The organism is Polymorphum gilvum SL003B-26A1 (assembly GCF_000192745.1).
Classification (GTDB): Bacteria; Pseudomonadota; Alphaproteobacteria; order Rhizobiales; family Stappiaceae; genus Polymorphum; species Polymorphum gilvum.
The window spans coordinates 1877010-1896499 of sequence record NC_015259.1 but is presented as its reverse complement, the minus strand read 5'-3'; the positions used below and the strand labels follow the sequence as shown (position 1 = coordinate 1896499).

Annotated in this window: 21 protein-coding genes and 1 tRNA gene; 6 read left to right on the top strand and 16 right to left on the bottom strand. The window is 67.7% G+C overall.

Annotation, left to right across the window (positions count from 1 at the left end):
* Nucleotide 1 precedes the first annotated feature (1 nt).
* From SL003B_RS09135 to SL003B_RS09095, 9 genes are all read right to left on the bottom strand, one after another.
* Nucleotides 2-1174: an isovaleryl-CoA dehydrogenase gene (locus SL003B_RS09135; protein ID WP_013652549.1), complete on the bottom strand. Its 1173-nt coding sequence runs from the start codon at nucleotides 1172-1174 to the stop codon at nucleotides 2-4.
* A 52-nt stretch (nucleotides 1175-1226) separates the two neighbouring features.
* A complete protein-coding gene (locus tag SL003B_RS09130; RefSeq protein WP_013652548.1) occupies nucleotides 1227-1676 on the bottom strand; it encodes a GNAT family N-acetyltransferase in 450 nt (149 codons plus the stop codon).
* A 203-nt stretch (nucleotides 1677-1879) separates the two neighbouring features.
* Nucleotides 1880-2326 (bottom strand): PaaI family thioesterase, encoded by a 447-nt coding sequence (locus SL003B_RS09125; RefSeq protein ID WP_013652547.1) that lies wholly within the window; start codon nucleotides 2324-2326, stop codon nucleotides 1880-1882.
* Nucleotides 2323-2736: a MerR family transcriptional regulator gene (locus tag SL003B_RS09120; protein ID WP_013652546.1), complete on the bottom strand. Its 414-nt coding sequence runs from the start codon at nucleotides 2734-2736 to the stop codon at nucleotides 2323-2325. Before SL003B_RS09120 ends, SL003B_RS09125 begins: the two co-directional genes overlap by 4 nt.
* A gap of 129 nt (nucleotides 2737-2865) precedes the next feature.
* Nucleotides 2866-3768, bottom strand: coding sequence for a GGDEF domain-containing response regulator (locus tag SL003B_RS09115; RefSeq protein ID WP_013652545.1), 903 nt, complete (start codon nucleotides 3766-3768; stop codon nucleotides 2866-2868).
* Between the two features lie 103 nt (nucleotides 3769-3871).
* Nucleotides 3872-5284, bottom strand: coding sequence for a magnesium transporter (mgtE, locus tag SL003B_RS09110; RefSeq protein ID WP_013652544.1), 1413 nt, complete (start codon nucleotides 5282-5284; stop codon nucleotides 3872-3874).
* A 153-nt stretch (nucleotides 5285-5437) separates the two neighbouring features.
* Complete coding sequence (locus SL003B_RS09105) at nucleotides 5438-5785, bottom strand: YARHG domain-containing protein (protein WP_013652543.1); 348 nt, start codon at nucleotides 5783-5785, stop codon at nucleotides 5438-5440.
* Nucleotides 5786-5833: 48 nt separating this feature from the next.
* Nucleotides 5834-5920: transfer RNA gene (locus SL003B_RS09100), tRNA-Leu, on the bottom strand.
* 113 nt (nucleotides 5921-6033) lie between these two features.
* Nucleotides 6034-6300, bottom strand: a complete 267-nt coding sequence (locus tag SL003B_RS09095) for a FliM/FliN family flagellar motor switch protein (protein ID WP_013652542.1) — start codon at nucleotides 6298-6300, stop codon at nucleotides 6034-6036.
* A 110-nt stretch (nucleotides 6301-6410) separates the two neighbouring features.
* Between SL003B_RS09095 and lipB the strand changes: the two genes are divergently transcribed.
* The 4 genes from lipB (at nucleotide 6411) to SL003B_RS09075 (ending at nucleotide 10647) form a co-directional block, all read left to right on the top strand.
* Nucleotides 6411-7124: a lipoyl(octanoyl) transferase LipB gene (lipB, locus tag SL003B_RS09090; protein ID WP_013652541.1), complete on the top strand. Its 714-nt coding sequence runs from the start codon at nucleotides 6411-6413 to the stop codon at nucleotides 7122-7124.
* Nucleotides 7125-7239: 115 nt separating this feature from the next.
* Nucleotides 7240-9252 carry a bifunctional metallophosphatase/5'-nucleotidase gene (locus SL003B_RS09085; protein WP_013652540.1) on the top strand — a complete coding sequence of 671 codons (2013 nt, stop codon included), beginning with the start codon at nucleotides 7240-7242 and terminating at the stop codon, nucleotides 9250-9252.
* 152 nt (nucleotides 9253-9404) lie between these two features.
* Nucleotides 9405-10037, top strand: a complete 633-nt coding sequence (locus SL003B_RS09080; RefSeq protein WP_013652539.1) for a hypothetical protein — start codon at nucleotides 9405-9407, stop codon at nucleotides 10035-10037.
* Nucleotides 10038-10227: 190 nt separating this feature from the next.
* Nucleotides 10228-10647 carry a rhodanese-like domain-containing protein gene (locus SL003B_RS09075; RefSeq protein WP_013652538.1) on the top strand — a complete coding sequence of 140 codons (420 nt, stop codon included), beginning with the start codon at nucleotides 10228-10230 and terminating at the stop codon, nucleotides 10645-10647.
* Here the strand turns inward: SL003B_RS09075 and SL003B_RS09070 are convergent.
* The 7 genes from SL003B_RS09070 to SL003B_RS09040 form a co-directional block, all read right to left on the bottom strand.
* The gene (locus SL003B_RS09070; protein WP_013652537.1) at nucleotides 10644-11513 is read right to left on the bottom strand and encodes an NAD-dependent epimerase/dehydratase family protein; all 870 of its coding nucleotides are present in this window, start codon (nucleotides 11511-11513) and stop codon (nucleotides 10644-10646) included. The two genes, SL003B_RS09075 and SL003B_RS09070, sit on opposite strands and share 4 nt — an antisense overlap.
* Nucleotides 11510-12358, bottom strand: coding sequence for a glycosyltransferase (locus SL003B_RS09065; RefSeq protein WP_013652536.1), 849 nt, complete (start codon nucleotides 12356-12358; stop codon nucleotides 11510-11512). The genes SL003B_RS09070 and SL003B_RS09065 overlap by 4 nt, the downstream gene beginning before the upstream one ends.
* Nucleotides 12359-12368: 10 nt before the next feature.
* The gene (locus tag SL003B_RS09060; RefSeq protein WP_013652535.1) at nucleotides 12369-13589 is read right to left on the bottom strand and encodes an NAD-dependent epimerase/dehydratase family protein; all 1221 of its coding nucleotides are present in this window, start codon (nucleotides 13587-13589) and stop codon (nucleotides 12369-12371) included.
* Between the two features lie 152 nt (nucleotides 13590-13741).
* Nucleotides 13742-14035: an acylphosphatase gene (locus tag SL003B_RS09055; RefSeq protein ID WP_013652534.1), complete on the bottom strand. Its 294-nt coding sequence runs from the start codon at nucleotides 14033-14035 to the stop codon at nucleotides 13742-13744.
* A gap of 60 nt (nucleotides 14036-14095) precedes the next feature.
* Entirely contained in the window at nucleotides 14096-15427 is a 1332-nt protein-coding gene (locus SL003B_RS23805) for a GGDEF domain-containing protein (RefSeq protein ID WP_013652533.1), read from the bottom strand.
* 51 nt (nucleotides 15428-15478) lie between these two features.
* Nucleotides 15479-16186 (bottom strand): HAD family hydrolase, encoded by a 708-nt coding sequence (locus tag SL003B_RS09045; RefSeq protein ID WP_013652532.1) that lies wholly within the window; start codon nucleotides 16184-16186, stop codon nucleotides 15479-15481.
* On the bottom strand, nucleotides 16183-18195 hold the full coding sequence (locus SL003B_RS09040) for an acetyl-CoA carboxylase biotin carboxylase subunit (protein WP_013652531.1): 2013 nt from the start codon (nucleotides 18193-18195) through the stop codon (nucleotides 16183-16185). The genes SL003B_RS09045 and SL003B_RS09040 overlap by 4 nt, the downstream gene beginning before the upstream one ends.
* Before the next feature lie 220 nt (nucleotides 18196-18415).
* On the opposite strand from SL003B_RS09040, the gene SL003B_RS09035 reads away from it, so the two are divergent.
* Nucleotides 18416-18898 (top strand): hypothetical protein, encoded by a 483-nt coding sequence (locus SL003B_RS09035; RefSeq protein ID WP_049792569.1) that lies wholly within the window; start codon nucleotides 18416-18418, stop codon nucleotides 18896-18898.
* Between the two features lie 139 nt (nucleotides 18899-19037).
* Nucleotides 19038-19409, top strand: coding sequence for a dihydroneopterin aldolase (gene folB, locus SL003B_RS09030; protein WP_013652529.1), 372 nt, complete (start codon nucleotides 19038-19040; stop codon nucleotides 19407-19409).
* Nucleotides 19410-19490: the final 81 nt, after the last annotated feature.

Sequence of the window (19490 nt, the reverse complement as noted above, 5' to 3'; positions counted from 1 at the left end):
CTCACGCGGTCTTGTTGAAGATCTCGCGGCCGATCAGCATGCGGCGGATCTCGCTGGTGCCGGCGCCGATCTCGTAGAGCTTGGCGTCGCGCAGCAGCCGGCCGGTCGGGTAGTCGTTGATGTAGCCGTTGCCGCCGAGCAGCTGGATCGCGTCGAGCGCGATCTTGGTCGCGTTTTCCGCCGCGTAGAGGATCGCGCCGGCGGCGTCCTCGCGCGTTGTCTCGCCCCGGTCGCAGGCCTGGGCGACGGCATAGACGTAGGCCCTGGAGGCGTTCATGGCCACGTACATGTCGGCGATCTTGCCCTGGACGAGCTGGAAGGTGCCGATCGGCTGGCCGAACTGCTGGCGCTCGTGGACGTAGGGAATGGCGACGTCCATCGCCGCCTGCATGATGCCGACCGCGCCCGCCGCCAGCACCGCGCGCTCGTAGTCGAGGCCGGACATCAGCACGTTGACGCCCTTGCCGACGCTGCCGAGGACGTTTTCCTCCGGCACCTCGCAGTCCTGGAACACCAGTTCGCCGGTCTCCGAGCCGCGCATGCCGAGCTTGTCGAGCTTCTGGGCGACGGAGAAGCCTGCAAAGCCCTTCTCGATCAGGAACGCCGTGATGCCCTTCGGCCCGGCTTGCGGATCGGTCTTGGCATAGACGATCAGCGTGTCGGCGCAGGGGCCGTTGGTGATCCACATCTTCGAGCCGTTGAGCACGTAGCGGTCACCCTTCTTCTCGGCCCTGAGCTTCATCGACACGACGTCGGAGCCCGCCCCCGGTTCCGACATGGCCAGCGCGCCGACATGCTCGCCGGTAATCAGTTTGCCGAGATAGCGCTTCTTCTGGTCGTCGTTGCCCCAGCGGCGCAGCTGGTTGACGCACAGGTTGGAATGGGCGCCGTAGCTGAGGCCGATCGAGGCCGAGGCGCGGCTGACCTCCTCCATCGCGATGCAGTGCTCCAGATAGCCGAGGCCCGCCCCGCCCCACGCCTCCTCCACGGTGATGCCGTGCAGGCCGAGTTCGCCCATTTCCGGCCACAGCTCGCGCGGGAACCAGTCCTCGCGGTCGATCCGCTCCGCCAGCGGCGCGATGCGGTCCTGCGCATAGGAGCGCACGCTGTCGCGCAGCATGTCGGCGGTCTCGCCGAGGTTGAAGTTGAAGCCGGGGAAGTCGTTGCGGATCATAGGGTCCTCCTGGCCGCCGGGGCGCTGTCGGTGCCGGCCGGCGCGTGTAGGGTCAGCGCACGTATTTGATGAAGGGGGTCGCCTTGCCGATGCGATCGTAGAGCCGGCGGGCTGTGGCGTTGAAGTCCTGCGTCAGCCAGTAGACCACATCGGCGCCGGCCTCGTCCGCGGCCCTGTAGACCGCCTCGATCAGGGCCCGGCCGACGCCGGCCCCGCGCGCCGACGGATCGGCGTAGAGATCCTGCAGATAGCAGTAGGGTCCGACCGTCCAGCACGACCGGTGAAAGATGTAGTGCACGATGCCCACCAGCCGGCCGGCCTCGTCGACGGCGCAGAACCCGCGCGGATCCTCCCCGGGAGTCATCAGCCGCGCCCAGGTGACGTCGTAGATCGCCTGGGGCTTCTCGGTTTCATAGAAGGCGAGATAGGCCCGCCAGAGTTCGCTCCACTCCGGCCGGTCCTTCTCTTCCAGCGGCCGGATCGCAATCGACGCCTTGGTCATCCAGTCTCCACCTCGCATTGTCCAGAAAACGGTCAGAAGCCGGTGAACAGCAGATCGCGACCGCAGTCGATGTCGTCCCGCGCCACGGCTTCCTCGACAATTCCCTCTCGAACGGTCAGATTGGCCGCCTTCCCAGCCATGTCACACCTCGTCACGCGCATCGCTGATGCGCTTAGACTGCCCGTGCCTGCGCCCCGCGTCCCCTAGTCGGCCATCCCCTCGAGGCAGATCATCGAGAACAGGCCGGTCGCCACGTGGGTTTCGCCGCCGTCCGACAGACCGTAGACGTCGGCCCGGCAGACGGTCAGCGTCCGCCCGGGCTTGAGCACGCGTCCGCGCGCCACCAGCCGTGCGCCGCGGCCCGGATTGAGCAGGTTGATCTTGAACTCCGTGGTCAGCACGCCCGTGCCCTGCGGATAGAGCGTCAGCGCCGCATAGCCTGCGGCCGAATCGGCGATCGACGTCGTCGTGCCGGCGTGAAAGAACCCATGCTGCTGCGTCAGTTCGGGACGGAACGCCATGGCGATGTCGGCTTCGCCGGGAGCCAGATGGCTGAGGACGGCGCCCAGGTGCTCCATGAACGGTTGGCGCGCATAGCTGGCGCGCACGCGCACCTCCCAGTCCGGGTCCTTCGGTTCGAATGCGCTCATGCGCCGGCCTCCTCCATGACGGCATCCGAAAGGCCGAGTTCGGCCATGCGCGCCCGGCAACCCGCCTCGACCTCATCCAGGTCGGCCAGGGTCAGCTCGATGTCTCGGCGCTTTTCCTCCAGTTCGGCGCGCCGGTCGCGGATGCGGGTCATCAGCAGGCGCAGCTGGCCCACCTCGCCCGGCGCCTTGCCGTACATCTCGATGATCTCGCGGATCTCGGCAAGCGAGAAGCCGAGCCGCTTGCCGCGCAGGATCAGCTTCAACCGCGTACGCTCCGCGGGCCGGTACAGCCGTTGCCGGCCACGGCGCTGCGGGGTCAACAGGCCCTGCGCCTCGTAAAAGCGCAGCGTGCGCGTCGTGATGCCGAACTCCTGGGTGAGCTGGGTAATCGTGTAAAGGCGCTGCTGCATGGTTCCCCCTGCGAACAGACCCTAGATGCATCCTTACGTTAAAGTCAATATATGAATATATACCTTTAAATATCAGTATTTTATATATGGAATATCTGCGTGGACCCGAGCCGGTTTCAGGCCGGTAGATCAGGCCGAAGCGCGCCCGCGCAGGGCTCCGGCCGCCACGACCCGGTTGCGGCCGAGCCTCTTGGCCTCGTACATCGCCGCATCTGCCAGGCACAGGGCGTAATCGAAGGCATCCTCCCGTCCGATCGGAACCTCCGCGACCCCGAGGCTGACCGTGACCGGAATGACAGCGTCCGCGTGCCGGACATCGACCCTCTGCAGGTCGGCCCGTAACACCTCCGCCCGAATGCAGGCCTGCGTCGCGGTGCAGCCCGGCTCAATCACAGCGAACTCCTCTCCGCCCAGTCGGCCGGCCAGTTCGTTGCTGCGCGCGAGGATCTCCGCCACCGCCCGCAGCACCAGGTCCCCGACCGCATGGCCATGTGCATCGTTGATGGCCTTGAAATGGTCGATGTCTAGCAGGATGACGCTGACCGGGATCAGATCGGAGGCGTCGCGGATGTGCTTTTGCGCGGCGTCGAGAAAGGCGCGGCGATTGAAAAGTTCCGTCAGCGGGTCGCGCGTCGCCAGCCGGACCAGATCCCTCTGCATCATGTTCAGCCGTTCGGCCGCCCGGATCCGGGCAAACAGTTCCTCTGGCGCCGGAGCCTTGCGGACATAGTCGTCGGCGCCGCAGTCGAGGGCCTCAATGGCCTTTTCGGTCTCGCCGCACGACGACATCGCGATGATGTACAGGCTCCGGCCTTCCTGGGCGATCAGCCGACACTGCCAGCACAATTCCAGGCCGGTCATGCCTTCGATTTCGAGGCTGATCAGCACCAGTTCCACCGAAGTGACCTTTCTGATGAACTGCAGAGCGCCCACGGCGTCAGGGAAGGCGTCGACCCGATGGCCGCGCTTTTCGAGGAGATTGCCGAGGGTTCGCCGGCCGAACAGGCTCGGTTCAACGAGGACAATATGCATGGGATCCGAAAAATGCCGTTTGACGCTAGGGAAGCCTAGCTCGGAATTGTAAAATTTACGTAATCGCTAAAACCGTTAGGATGCTTGGGCGGCACAACACGCGTCAGAATGGCAGACTGAACCAGACCGCAGCTATGCCAAGGAACGCGAAGAATCCGACGACATCGGTCACCATGGTGACGAAGACGCTCGAGGCGATCGCCGGGTCGACCCGCAACCGGTCCAGCGTGATCGGTATCAGCAGGCCGCACAGGCCGGCAAACAGAAGATTGACGACGATCGCACTGCCGATGACCATGCCGAGGCCGGGGTTGTCGAACCAGAAGTAGACGACGACGCCGATCAGGATCGACAGCGCCACGCCGTTGACGATTCCGACCAGCACCTCGCGGCGCAGCACCCGCATCATGTTGCGCGCGTCCAGGTCCTGGGTCGCGATCGCCCGTACCGCCACCGTCATCGTCTGCATGCCGGCGTTGCCGCCGAGCGAGGCGACGATCGGCATCAGTACCGCCAGCGCTACCATCGCCTCGATGGTATCGTCGAACAGGGCGATCACCAGGGACGCCAGGATCGCAGTCCCCAGGTTGACCACCAACCAGGTCAGCCGCGAGCGGGCGGTGGTCACGACGCTGTCGGAAATCTCCTCGTCGCCGACGCCGGCCAGCGCGCGCATGTCCTCCTCCGCCTCCTCCTGGATGACGTCGACGATGTCGTCGACGGTCAGCACGCCGACCAGGCGATCGGCCTCGTCCACGACCGCCGACGACACCAGGTTGTAGCGTTCGAACCGCCGCGCCACTTCTTCCTGGTCCTCCGTCGCCAGCACGCTGTGGCGCGTCTCGGTCATGATGGCGGAGATCTTCTCGCCGCGCGGCGTGCGCAGGATCTTGTTCAGGGCCACCGCACCGATCAGGCGGAAGCCCGGGTCGACGACATAGAGTTCGTAGAAGGTCTCCGGCAGGTCGTCCGCCTCGCGCATGTGGTCGATGGTCTGGCCGACGGTCCAGAACGGCGGCACGGCGATGAAGTCCGTCTGCATGCGCCGGCCGGCGCTTTCCTCCGGATAGTCCAGCGCCCGCTCGATCTGCATGCGGTCCGAGTAGGACAGTTCCCCGAGGATGGCCGCCTGATCTTCCGCGTCGAGGTCTTCCAGGATGTAGACGGCGTCGTCCGAATCGAGTTCGCCGAGGCCGGCCGCGATATCGGCTGTCGGCAGTTCCTCCAGCAGCTTGACGCGCACCGCCTCGTCGAGTTCGGTCAGCGCCGTGTAGTCGAAGGCGTCGCCCAGCAGGCGCACGAAGGCCGGCCGCTCGTCTTCTGCCAGGGTCTCGATCACGGCGCCGACATCGGCCTCGTGCAGATCGCCGACCAGCGCGAGCAGGACGTCGCGGTCCTCCGCCGCCAGCGCCGCTTCCACCGCCCCGAGGAAGGAGTCGGTCAGACGGCCGTCCTCGTCGCGGACCGGGATCGCGGCGGGTGCAGGGGCGGCGTCGACGATCTCGGCATTCGTCATGAACTCCCTCCAGGTTCCGGGTGTGCGTGCGGTCGTGTCTGGGCTGGTACGCCGGCCGGCGGCGCGGCCGTCCCCAGAACTACCCGTGCGGACCTGCTTTGGCTATGGGAAAGCATGCGCCTTTTTATGACGGCCACGACCGTGGCAAACGGATCATTCGGCGTCGCAGGCGCGCGCCTGCTCGGCCTTGCGCACGGCGTCGAGATAGGTTCTCACCTCGGCCGGCAGCACGCGCTCGTCCGGCGAAATGCAGGTCCGTGTGCGGAAGAAGGCACGCCGCGCCCGCTCGTCGCGCGGACAGATGCCGCCGTCGGCGCGGATCTTCTCCCGCAGGTACCAGAGCTGGTCGCAGGTCAGGTTGGCGAGTTCGAACGGCGGCCGGCGCATGTTGCGCATCTGCTCGGGCGAGACGAACCCCGCCAGCCCGGCCGCGAGCGCGAGCGGCAACGCCACGCGCGGCAGGGCGCGGCAGGCGCCGGCGAAGGCCCGCGTAAACGACAAGGCCCTTGCACGAACCTCTGGACGAAGTTCCTGCAAGGGCCTTGCAAATGGTGCGGTCGAGAAGACTCGAACTTCCACGGGTTTTACCCCACAGCGACCTCAACGCTGCGCGTCTACCAATTCCGCCACGACCGCTCGTGTTCCGGCGCCGTCAGGCACCGAGGCGCCCCATGTAGCAAATCGGATTCTGCCGCGCAAGAGCGATGGAACCGGAAATCCACACTAGCCGGACCAGGCCATCACCGGGCTCAGAGCGGCCCGTCCGTGCGCATCGGACGCACCTCCGGCGCGCGCATCAGCACCTCGGTGATCGACACGCCGATCCGCTCGCCGAGCAGAACCACCTGCCCCTTGGCCACCAGCGTGTTGTTGGCGAAGATCTTGACGTCGTCTTCCTCGGCGACGTCGAGGTCGATCACCGCGCCGCGACCCATGCGCAGCAGCTGGTGCACGGGCATCTCCGTAGTGCCGAGCACGACCGAAATGTCGACGCTGATTTCATCGAAGGTGGCCATCGGACCGGTCCGCCTGTAAGAGGAACGTCCGGCAGGCGCCGCTGCGGCTGCCGGTTAACAAATCCTTACCCCACCATCGCCAGTTGATGGTTAACAAATTCTTAACGCCCATGTCCGCTGTCGATCGCGAAGCCCTCCTCCCCGACTTTCATCCCCGGATCGATACGCCGCCGGTCGAGTGGGTGGTGACCGACGAACCGGTCGGCTACGAGGAGTCCGTCGCGGAGATGGAGGCGCGGGTCGAGCGCATCGCCGCCGGCACCGCCGGCGAGCGCGTCTGGCTGCTCGAGCATCCCCCGCTCTATACCGCCGGCACCAGCGCCCGGCCGGAGGACCTGCTCGCCCCGGAACGCTTCCCCGTCCATCGCAGCGGTCGCGGCGGCCAGTACACCTATCACGGCCCCGGTCAGAGGGTCGCCTATGTCATGCTGGATCTCAGGCGCCGCCAACAGGACGTGCGCGCCTTCATCGCCGCGCTCGAGGCCTGGGTGATCGCCAGCCTGTGGCACTATCACATCCGCGGCGAGCGGCGCGAGGACCGCGTCGGCGTCTGGGTCCGCCGCCCCGACAAGGGCACCGAGGTCGAGGACAAGATCGCCGCGATCGGCATCCGCGTGCGTCGCTGGGTCACCTTCCACGGCATCAGCCTCAACGTCGATCCGGATCTGGAGCATTTCTCTGGCATTATCCCCTGCGGCGTTGCCCGCCACGGCGTCACCAGTCTGGTCGATCTCGGCATCCCCGTCTCGATGGCTGAATCCGATATGGTCCTGCGCGCCGCCTTCGAGGATCTGTTCGGCCCGACCCGCGACGCCGCGCGCTGAGGTTGCGTTTCTGCCGGGGAACGCTTTTCTCGACTGTCACAAGGACTTCAAGGATGCCGACTAGGTCTGTGCCGCCGCGCGTATGGCCGCGCGCACCGACTCCAGGAGCAGTCCTATGCCGATCGACACCGGATTCATGTCCCGCCGCAGCTTCCTCAAGGCCAGCGCCGCCGCCGGTCTGTCCGCCCTTTCGCCCGTCGTTGTCTTCCGCGCCCAGGCCGCCGCCGGTCCGGGCGAACTGCTGATGGCCCCGGTCGAGGCCAACCCGGCCGGGGCGGTCGAGCGCCTGTTCCTGCTCAAGGGCGATCCGCTGTCGGGCCCGATCCGCGCGATCGTCACCGAGGAAGGCAACCCGGTGCCGGCCCCGACCCTGCCGGCCGGCGAGCGCCGCGTGCTGCGCCTGATGCACTTCAACGACATGCACAACCACATCACCGACATGCACGCCGCGCGCGGCGACACCCACCGCCTGTCGCAGATGGTCAGGAAGGTCCGGCAGGCTCGGGCCGATGCCAAGGACAACGAGATCGTCCTGTTCGTCTCCGTCGGCGACGACCACACCGGCTCGGTGTTCGACGAACTGACCGGCTGGTCGCCCGAGGAATTCGTCGTCGACCCGGCCTACCGGGCCTATTCGGCCGCTGGCGTCGACATCGCCGTGCTCGGCAACCACGAGTTCGACCGCGGCGCCGAACTGCTCAAGGTCGGCCTCAAGCGCGACGCGCGCTTCCCCGTCCTGTCGGCCAACGTGCACGGTTCTCAGTTCCTCGCCCGCGACGAGGACTATGTCTGTGCGGCGGTCGCCGAGGCCAAGGGCCTGCGCATCGGCTTCATCGGCCTGACCACCGCCGTCGACACCCGCGTCGGCCAGCCGTCCGACCCGACGCTCGCCGTCGCCAGCCCGGTCGAGGCGGTCCGCAACGTCCTGCCGGCGGTCGCCGAAATCTCCGACGTCGTCGTCATCCTGTCCCACTGCGGCTTCGGCTCCGGCTCCCACCGCAGTGGCAAGGCCGGCGCCGCCCGCATGATCGGTGAAGGCGACCTCGACATCGCCGCCGCCGCCGGCCCGCTCACCGACAAGCCCGTCGTCCTGCTCGGCGGCCACTCGCACACCAAGCTCAACGGCGAGGGCATCGACGTCGACAACGTCGTCGAGGGCGTGCTGATCACCCAGGCCGAGGCCAACGGCAAGTTCCTCGGCGATATCGCCATGTCGATCGCCGCCGAGAGCGGCCGTAAGGCCTGGTTCTCCTCGGTCGGCCTGCATGCGATCAAGCAGCGCGACGACCGCGTCAAGGCGGACGATCCCAAGTACGCCGGGCTCGAGCACGACGGCGACTATGACGCCGACTTCGAGGCCGAACACGTGCTGCCGCTGATCAAGGCGCTCGACAGCAAGCTGGCGGAGCAGATCGGCACCGTCGAGGACGGCGCGCTGGTTTCCACCGAGCGCACCATCGCCGACCGCTACATCCGCGAGGTGGCGATCGCCAACTTCATGAACGATGCCCTGGTCGATCGTTCGGCGACCTTCCCCGGCGGCCCGATCGACATCGCCCTGTTCAACGCCACCGGCCTGACCGCCGGCGTCGCCGAAGGGCCGCTGAGCTTCAAGGCCTGGTACGACGTCATGCCCTATGCCGACAACGTGCATGTGGCGACCATGACCGGCGCGCAGATCCTCGACATGCTCGACAACAACGCCAAGCGCGTCGTGCGGCCCGAGGAACTCGCCGCCGGCGGCATCGACCTGACCCAGTTCGTGTCGCGCGGCTTCCTGCATTTTTCCAGGACCCTGCGCTACCGCATCGATTTCGGCGCCTCCGCCGCCGAGGCACGCGCCGCCGACGTCACCATCGACGGCACGCCGATCGATCAGCTGATGGACAAGTCCTTCAAGGTCGCCTTCAACACCTACATCTCGCTCGGCGGTTTCGGCGAGGCGTGGAACGGCAAGCCGATCTCCGGCGGCGTGCCGGGCGACATCCCCAGCATGGACATGCGCCAACTCGACTACGACCACACCGGCCTGGTCTACCGCAACGAGATCATCGCCCACATCCGCACCATCGGCACGGTGTCTCCGGCGACCGGCGCGCTGCTCGACGGCCGTCTGGTCAGCGCCTGACCGTCCCGTTCGGAGCTGACAACGGACCCGCCGGCCCGGCCGGCGGGTTTTTCGTTCGCTGACGCAAGCTTCCCGCAAGCCAGATCGATAAAAGTGACGACCCAGGACGAGGAGATCCCTCCTCGCTGCAGCCGCAACCTTGGGCACGCGCAATGGATCTGGTCTCGCCGACCCCGAACCGCCTCGAATATATCCACGACGACAAGGTGCAGGCACGCGTCTCGATCGTCATCCTCGCCATCGGCGCAATCGCCTGCGCGGTCGGCGGCCTCGCCGCCGACAGCCTGTGGCCCTCTGCGGTCGCGCTGGTCGCCGCCGGCGCCCTGATCGTGCGCATCCACCGTCAGGCCGCCCGCACCCGGGTCATCTTCGACAAGGCCAACGACCGTCTGCTGCTCGAGCATCGCAGCGTCTCCGGACGCCTGATCGGCAGCGAGCGGCTGGCGCTGTCGGCGCTGGAGAACGTCGTGCTCGAACGCGCCGGCTTCTTCCACAACTTCCTGTCCAGGAAAGTGTGGCAGCGGCCGGTGCTGATCGTTGCCGGGCGCCGGGTCCCGCTCACCCACATGAGCTACGAAAGCAGCGACGCGCCGTCCGAGGTCGTCGACCGGCTGCGCGAGAAGCTGGAACTGCCGCGCTCCATGCGCATGATGGACGACGCCCCCTCGACGCCGTCCCCGGCATCCTCGCCGCCTCGAAAGCCGCGCGCCGAAGACCGCGACGGCGACGATCTGGAGCGGCGGGCCCGCGAAATCCGCCGCCGCAACGCCGAACAGGAGGGCTGAGTCCTCTGGAACATATTCCGACCGGATCGAATCGACCCGGTCGATAAGACTATGCTCCAGCAAACAAGCTGGAGCGTTTTCCGATCAAGCGGTTCCGCTTGATCGGAAAACGCTCTGGCGCCCGGGCGCGGCGGACGGCATCATGGCGCCATCCTGATCGAAGCCTCCGTCCATCCTGCAGGAACCGGCAATGTCCAACCCGGTCACGGCCGTCCCGGCCGCCCCGTCCGCCGAAGCCCTCGCGCATTTCGGGGCTCGCCTCGCCTTCGAGACCGATTGCTGGGACGTCCATGCCGCGCTCGCCGCCGGCGCCGGGGATTTCGTCCTGCTCGACGTGCGCGGCCCCGACCTCTACCGCAAGGGCCACGTTCCCGGCGCCATCAGCCTGCCGCACGGCAAGATCACCGCCCGCCGGATGTCCGGGTTTGCGCCTGACCGGCTGTTCGTCGTCTATTGCGCCGGCCCGCACTGCAACGGCGCCGACAAGGCCGCCGTACGCCTCGCCCGCCTTGGCCTGCCGGTCAAGCTGATGATCGGCGGCATCGCCGGCTGGACCGACGAGGGCTTCGCCTTCGCCACCGGCGACGAGCCCGGTCGCGTCTCCGACTAGCGCAGGGTCTCGGCCACGGATCGGACGAAGGCGGCGAGCCGCGCCTGTCCGCCGCCCCGCCAGCCCAGCGCCTGAAGCCGCTCCGTCGCCATGACGCCAGGCGCCGGCCCCTGCGCGCGCGCCGGCAGCGCATGCCGGCAACCGGTCAGCGCCTTGACCAGCGCCAGCAGGTCGTGCCGGTCGAGCGACAGGTCCGACACGTTCCAGACCCCGAAGCCGGCCGCAGGCCCGGTCACGCCGAGCAGCAGCGCCACCGCCGCGGCAAGATCCTCGCCGTGCACCTCGCTGGCCCGGCGCGGTTCGATCGCGCGGCCCGCCAGATAGTCGGCGAACAGCGCCTGCCACTTGTGACCGCCCGTTCCGGGCGCCAGCCCGTAGACCCCGGTCGCACGCAGGACGAGGCCGCAAAAGCCGTCATCGCACAGCGCCTGAAGCCGCCGCTCGCCTTCCAGCTTGACCCGTCCGTAGAGCGTGTCCGGCTCGGCCGGATCGTCTTCGCGCAGGGTCTCGCCGCACCGTCCGTCGCCGTAGACCGCCCTGCTCGACAGGAACACGCAGCGCCCGATGCCGACGGCCTTGGCCGCCGCGAACAGACGCTCGCTGCCCTCCAGGTTCGCCTGCACGAACTGCTCCGGATCGTCCCCCTCCCCGCCGCGGAACCGCCCCGGCACATGCTGCAGCGCGCAGTGGACCAACGCGTCGGCCGCCGGCAGGTTCATCGGATCGTCGGCAAGGTCCCAGGGCACGAAGCGGCCCGCGTCCGGCGCGCGTCGTCCGAGGAAGACCAGGTCGTGGCCGTCGCGGGCAAGCCGGGCGGCGACGAAGCGGCCGACCTGCCCCGTCCCGCCGGTCAGCAGGATCCTCATCGCGTCGGCCCCGGCAGCGCGGCAATGTCGTCGGGGATGCCGGCGCCGGTGTAAAAGGCCTGCCACAGCTCGATCAGCGGCTTCAGCCGGTCCGCCCGGGCATGGCCCGCCTGCCACGGTTTCTCGTACTGATAGTGAACGATCCGCACCGAGGCCCAGTCCCACAGTTCCGGCAGGTTGAACCAGACATATTGCAGCAGGTTGTAGTAGACCGGCAGCCCGTGCCAGTCGGGAAAAAAGGTCTCCAGGAAAGTCTGGTCGGTCCGCCGCCAGAACGCGTCCGGCGCGTCGAGCCGAGCCGTCATCGCCTCGAACACCGCCTGCGACGGCCGTGCGGTGAACACGCCGCTATTCAGCCGATGGAAGTCGCCGAGGCTCTCGTAGACGTTGGGCGCGGCGCAGAACTGCGGGTAGTGGAACAGACGGTCGCAGGACCGCAGAACCAGCGTGTCGGCATCGAGGAAGACGATGCTGTCGTAGTCCTCCATCTGCCACAGCCGCAGCTTGACGAAATTGTCGAGCGGGGTGTGGAACGCCGGCTTTCCGCCCTTTGTGAAGGGGGCCGCCGCATGCAGATGCCCGCGCTCGTGTCGCTCGTTGAACGCCTCCGACGTCGCCAGCCGGTCGCAGGCGCACAGCCGCGCACCAAGGCCGGCGAGCGGCTCAAGGTCGTCCGCATCCGCCCCTGGCGTATGCATGACGACGAGGTCGGCCGCCGTTCCCGTATGGCGCAGCGAGCGCAGCAGCGCCGTCGCGCCGGTCGCGTAGTCCGCGTTGGTCACCAGCGTGACATAGGCCCGCCGGCTTGCCGCCGGACGGTCGAACCGCGGTCCCGAGCAATCCACGACCGCCCTCTCAGGAGACGGAGCGCAGGCGCGGGTGCTCGGGATCGGTCTCGACCTCCTTGGCGATCTCTTTCGTCCAGGCCGAGACGGCCGGCACGCGGCTGCGGTCGACCCGGTAGGCGTATTTGCGTGCCACGTCGACCACTTCCGACAGCAGTCCCTCGGCGAGCGTGATCGGCTCGAGGCCGAGGTCCAGGAAGCCGTCGTTCGTGACCACGAGGTCATTTTCCGGCGCTTCCTTGCGCGGATTGGGCAGCCAGGCGATCTTGGCCCCGGTCATCTTCGCGACCAGTTCGGCCAGGTCGCGCACCCGGTGCGTCTCGGTCATCTGGTTGAATACCTTCACACGCTCGCCGCGCTGCGGCGGCGATTTCAGCGCCAGTTCGATGCACCGCACAGAATCCTGGATGTGGATGAAGGCGCGCGTCTGCCCGCCGGTGCCGTGGACGGTCAGCGGATAGCCGATCGCCGCCTGAATCAGGAACCGGTTGAGCACCGTGCCATAGTCGCCGTCATAGTCGAACCGGTTGATCAGCTGCACGTGGCGGCTGGTCTGGTCGGTGTTGGTGCCCCACACGATGCCCTGGTGCAGGTCGGTGATCCTCAGTCCGTCGTTCTTGGCATAGAACTGGAACAGCAGCTGATCCAGGCACTTGGTCATGTGGTAGATCGAGCCCGGATTGGCCGGGTAGAGGATCTCCTGGCGGACCGTCTCGCCCGCCATCGTCTCGATCCCGACCGGCAGGTAGCCTTCGGGGATGGCCGCGCCGACCGTCGAATAGCCGTAGACGCCCATGGTGCCGAGATGGACCAGGTGCGCGTCGAGGTCGAGTTCGACCAGCGCATTCAGCACGTGATGCGTCGCGTTGACGTTGTTGCTGACCGTGTAGTTCTTGTGCCGCGCCGACTTCATCGAATAGGGCGCCGCGCGCTGCTCGGCGAAATGGACGATCGCGTCCGGCCGGTGCTCCGCCAGCCAGGCCTTGAACACCTCGTAGTCGCGCGCGACGTCGATCAGGTGGAAGCGGATTGTCCGCCCGCTTTCCTGCTTCCAGATCCGTGTGCGCTCCTGGATCGAATCCATCGGCGTCAGCGACTGCACACCCAATTCCGTGTCGATCCAGCGCCGGCTGAGGTTGTCGAGGATGTGAACCTCGTGGCCCCTGTCGGACAGATGCAGCGAGGTGGGCCAGCCGACGAAACCGTCCCCTCCGAGAACCGCGATCTTCAAGATTGGACCTCCATCATTGGCCGAACCGCAGCCGCAATGCAGGGACGGAACCCGCTCTGCCTCCTGCTAACGACACGAACGTGAGAATTGCATGACGGTTCCGCATCTTCTGCCAGACTAGCCGGAATTTTGACGCGACTTCCACCGGCATCTTAGGATGGGGGCGTTGTACGCACCGCGAACGACCCGTGCGCTGCGGGCGCTTCCCCAACGATGCGGACGTCGTCGACCCGCGCGGCGACGGGTCCCCTGCGGACGGCGGCGAGCATCGCCGCGACGGCGCCCGGCGGCCCGCACAGCACCGCCTCGACCGGTCCGTAGGGAAGATTGCGCACCCAGCCGGACAGGCCCAGCGCCGACGCCTTGCGCACGCACCAGGCCCGGTAGCCGACGCCCTGCACGCGGCCGGAAATCAGGATCCGGATCGATTGCCGCTCGCCGTCCATGTCTGCCCTGCCCGTTGGAGACTGGGAACAGCCTAGTCCGCCGACCGCCCTACGGAAAGGTCAGGGCGCGAGCACGACCTGGTTGCGGCCGGATTCCTTCGCCTTGTAGAGGGCGCTGTCGGCCCTGAGCAGCGTTTCGTCGAGGCTTTCGCCGGACCGCAACACCGACACGCCGATGCTGACGCACAGATCGAAGTCCTGCCCCCCGAAGGAGAAGCGGTCCGTCAGGACACTGTGGCGGATCCGCTCCGCCGTCTGCACTGCCTCGCCGAGGCCGTGCTCCGGCAGCAGGACGAAGAACTCCTCGCCGCCGGCACGCGCGAACACGGCCGGCTCCGCCAGTTCGCCGCCCAGTTTCTTCACCAGATGGCACAGCGCCGCGTCGCCGCAGGCATGGCCGTACCGATCGTTGAACGCCTTGAAATGGTCGACGTCGATGACGAGGACCGACAGCGGCGTGCCCGCCTGTTGCGCGCATCGCTCGGCGTCCTGCGCCAGGTCGAAGAACTTCCGCCGGTTGAAGGCGCCGGTCAACGGATCGCGATCCGCCGCACGCTTGAGTTCCTCTTCCAGGCGCTTGCGCTCGGTGATGTCCAGCATGGCACCGGCGATGCCGTTCACCAGCCCCGTGCGCCCGTCGACGGTCGCGGCCTTGTTGAACGACACGTCGCGCACCTCGCCGCTGGCGTAGCGCACCTTGGCCTCGTAGACCTGCACGCCGCCCTGCTGCATCAGCGCCTCGTCGGCCTCGTGATAGACGCGGGCAAGGTGCTCCGGGGCGACGTCATGGACCGTGGCGCCGACGATGCGCGCCTTCGGCAGGCCGATATAGCGCTCGAACGCGCGATTGCAGCCGCTGTACACGCCGGCGCGGTTCTTGAAGAAGATCGGCGACGGCAGGTTGTCGATGCCGGCCTGCAGCATGTCGCGCGCCGCCCGGCTTTCCGCCAGCTGCGCCTGCAGCCGCGCCTGCCGCTCGACCGCGCGGCGTGCCTTCAACAGCGCGCGCTCGAGGTCCGCCTCGCCGGGCTGGACCAGCACGTCGTCCGCGCCGGCCTCGATCAACCGCAGGAGCCCTTCCCGGTCGACCTGTCCGTCGAGCAGGAGAACGAGATGGATGTTGTCGCCGAGGCGACTGCGGACGTCCTGCAGGTCCGTGGCAGCGCTCGCTGCGCTCGCCGTGGCGACGCAGATGTCCGGCAGCCCGTCCGGAACGGCCCGCGCCTGCAGCGACGCCGCCGCGACCCTGCGCAGCCCGAACCGGGCAAGCCAGGCTGGGCACGCCCCGCCCGCGGCCGCGATCCAGCCGACATCGGAGAACCGGCCCGCCTCCGAGATGTCCTGGCCCATGGTCTGGCCCATGGTCTGGCGCATGGATGCCGCTGCAGTCACCGTCCGTCCTCCATCCGGAGAACTGCCTAGCAGGAAGTGCATAATGAAACGTTAGGGTCGGGTACCCCTTGCCGCTGGCGCAGGAGCGGCCTCTCCCTGATCGAGCCAGGCGGCGAGGTCGCGCGGCGCATCGACGATCGCGTCCGGCGCCTCGGCCGCCAGTTCCTCCCGGCTGCCGTAGCCCCAGGTAACGCCGACGGCGGCGACCCGGTTCGCCCTGGCGCCGATCAGGTCGTGCTTGCGGTCGCCGACCATGACACAGCGCTGCGCCGTCAACCCCTCCTCGGCAAGCAGGTAGGCGATCAGGTCGGTCTTGGCCGCGCGCCGCCCGTCGAGTTCGGAGCCGTAGACCTTGGCGAAGGCCGCCGCCAGGCCGAAATGCTCGACGATCCGGCCGGCATAGGCGTACGGCTTGGAGGTGGCGACGAACAACCGGCGCCCTTCGTCCGCCAGCATACGCAGCAGCGGCTCGATGCCTTCGATCAGCGTGTTCTCGAACAGGCCGGTGACCGCGTAGCGCTCGCGGTAGAGCGCGATCGCCCGATCCAGCGTCGCCGTGTCGTCGGTGCCGAGCAGCACCGCGAAGCTCTCCGCCAGCGGCGGACCGATGCACCAGCGCAACGCCTCGGCCGCCGGCACCGGCGCGCCCAGCGCCTCCAGCGCATGCTGGATCGAGCGCGTGATGCCGGGAAACGGATCGGTCAGCGTCCCGTCGAGATCGAACAGGACCGTGTCCAGGCCCCGACCTCCTGCGCTCATTCGAACTCCATGATCACCGCGTCGACGGCCAGGCTGTCGCCGGGCTTGGCCTTGATCGCGGCGACGACGCAGTCGCGCTCGGCCCTGAGCACGTTCTCCATCTTCATCGCCTCGACGATGGCGAGCTGCTCGCCGGCCTTGACCTCCTGGCCTTCGGCAACGGCGATCGAGACCACCAGGCCCGGCATCGGGCACAGCAGGAACTTCGACGTGTCCGGCGGCAACTTCTCCGGCATCAGCGCGTCGAGTTCCGCCGTGCGCGGCGTCATTACCTTGGCGATCACCGAATAGCCCTGCCAGTCGAGCTGGTAGCCGTTGGACACCGGGCGCACCTGCACGGTCACGTGCCGCTCGCCGACGCGGCCCGTCCACAGCCGCTCGCCCGGCACCCAGTCGGACACGACCGTATGCGGCGCGCTGCCGTCGACGGCGATGTCCATCTCGATCGGCGTCGTCGGATAGCCCTCGGCGATCCGCGCCGGGAGATAGTCGGCATCGATCTTGACCACCCATTTCTCGCGCAGCGCGCCGGAATGCGGCCTGAGCCGGCCGGGCAGGTGATCGAGCCGCTCGCGCCGCACCGTCTCCATGGTCAGCGCCACCGCCGCCAGCACGGACTTGGCGTCCGCATCAGGCCGGGCCGGCGCGAAGCCGTCGGGATATTCCTCGGCAATGAAGCCGGTGGAGAGTTCCCCCTTGCGCCAGCGCGGATGGTTCATCAGGGCGGTCAGGAACGGCACGTTGTGCTGGATGCCGTCGACGTAGAACGCGTCCAGCGCCTCGCCCATCGCCGTGATCGCCGTGCCGCGCGTCGGCGCGTGGGTGATCAGCTTGGCGATCATCGGGTCGTAGAACATCGAGATTTCCGAGCCCTCGACGACGCCGGTGTCGTTGCGCACGGTGATGTCGCCTGCGGTTCCCTCCTTCGGCGGGCTGTAGCGCACCAGCCGGCCGATCGACGGCAGGAAGTTGCGGTAGGGATCCTCGGCATAGATGCGGCTTTCCACCGCCCAGCCGGTCAGCGTCACGTCCGACTGGCTGATCGACAGCTTCTCGCCCGCCGCCACGCGGATCATCTGTTCGACGAGGTCGATGCCGGTGACCAGCTCGGTGACCGGGTGTTCGACCTGCAGGCGCGTGTTCATCTCCAGGAAGAAGAAGCTCCTGTCCTGGCCGGCGACGAACTCGACCGTGCCGGCGCTGTCGTAGTCGACCGCCCTGGCCAGCGCCACCGCCTGCTCGCCCATGGCGCGGCGGGTCGCCTCGTCGAGCAGCGGCGACGGCGCCTCCTCGATGACCTTCTGGTTGCGGCGCTGGATCGAGCATTCGCGCTCGCCCAGATAGATGGCGTTGCCATGCTTGTCGCCCAGCACCTGGATCTCGATGTGGCGCGGGTTCTGGATGAACTTCTCGATGAACACCCGGTCGTCGCCGAAGGACGACGCCGCCTCCGACTTGGAGCGGGCGAAGCCTTCGTGCACCTCGGCCGCGTTCCAGGCGATGCGCATGCCCTTGCCGCCGCCGCCGGCCGAGGCCTTGATCATCACCGGATAGCCGATCTCCTCGGCGATCTCGACCGCCTGCTCCGGCGTCTCGATGATGCCGAGATAGCCCGGCACCGTGCTCACCTTGGCCGCGTTGGCGAACTTCTTGGATTCGATCTTGTCGCCCATGGCCTCGATGGCCCTGGGGTTGGGACCGATGAAGACGATGCCCTCCGCCGCCAGCGCCGTCGGGAAGGCCGCCCGTTCCGACAGGAAGCCGTAGCCGGGATGCACGGCCTCGGCGCCGGTCTGCTTGCAAGCGGCGATGATCCTGTCCATCACCAGGTAGGATTCGGCCGCCGCCGCCGGGCCGATATGGACCGCCTCGTCGGCCATCTCGACATGCAGCGCATCCCGGTCGGCGTCGGAGAACACGGCGACCGTCCTGATCCCCATGCGCCGCGCAGTCTTGATGACCCTGCAGGCGATTTCCCCGCGATTTGCGATCAGGATCTTGGAAAACATGCGCGCATCGCCTCCGGCTCAGTGGCCCTGATGTGTCTACGGTGCGCCGGTTTTAGGCGCCGTCCCCATCCCGTGCAATATCACCAAAGGATGACGGCGTCTCCCAGCGATCTGCCCCAACGGAACCGTCGACGCCGCCTTCCTGTCCGCAAATGGCGCCCGGACACCGTTTTGCCGTTGCATTTTCGACCGATCTGCCGTTCAAGACACCTTGGGAGAAATGACGGGGGGCGTTTATACGGTGCGGTATTTCCGGTTCACGGCCCTGCTGGCATTTTCGGTCCTGCCGTCCGCCGGCGTTCAGGCGAGCGGCGACTGGCACCGCGACACGGTCCAGGGCTTCGAGAAATACTGGACCCAGACCTCGGACGGCGCCCGCTTCATCATCTGGTGCAACCGCAGCCGCAAGCTGGCCGGCACCGTCGTCGACATCGACATCAACGGCCGCAACGCCCCGTCACGCAAGCCGATCCGCGTCGTCGTCGATCACAACATGGTCGTGCTGCCGGCCGACGACAAGGGCTATGTCCAGACCGACTGCGCGGCCTGCGCCGACCGCTTTCGTCTGCTGTGGAACCGCCTGCGCACCGGCATCCGCCTCAGCGTCCAGTTCGACGACCGCCGCTTCGCGGCCTTCTCCCTCCAGGGGGCGGCGGACGTCCTGGACGCAAACCCCTGTCCCGCCGACTACGAAAAAAGATAGCCGAGCGGGCATCCCGCGGTATCCCGGGCTGGCGTGCGCGGCCCATCTGGCCTATCACCTGTCCCATCATCAGGCCCATCACCCTGCGCAACGGCCCGCTCCTTCGATGCCGGTCTTGCGCCATTGCGACGGATTTCCGATGGACGCCATTCACTTGGAAGACCTCGTGTTCTACGCCTATCACGGCGTGCATGACGAGGAGGCGCGGCTCGGCCAGCGCTTTCACGTCGACCTGACCTGCTGGCTCGACCTCGCCGAGGCGAGCCGCACCGACGACTATGCCCTCACCGTCTGCTACGCTGATCTCGCCCGCGCGGTGGAACGCGTCGTGACGACCTCGCGCGTCCGCCTGATCGAGCGCCTTGCTGGCGCCATCGCCGAGGCCGTGTTTACGGTCGACGCGCGCATCGAGCGCCTGCGCGTGCGCGTGCACAAGCCGGGCGCGCCGCTGCCCATGGCCTCCGGCCGCGTCAGCGTCGAGATCCATCGCGACAGACCGCGGGCCGTTTGATCCATCTCCTTCCGCTCGCGCCGGATCGGTGGCACCTTGTCGTCATGCTCCCGGGAACGCCGGGATCCCGACGAAGCCAGG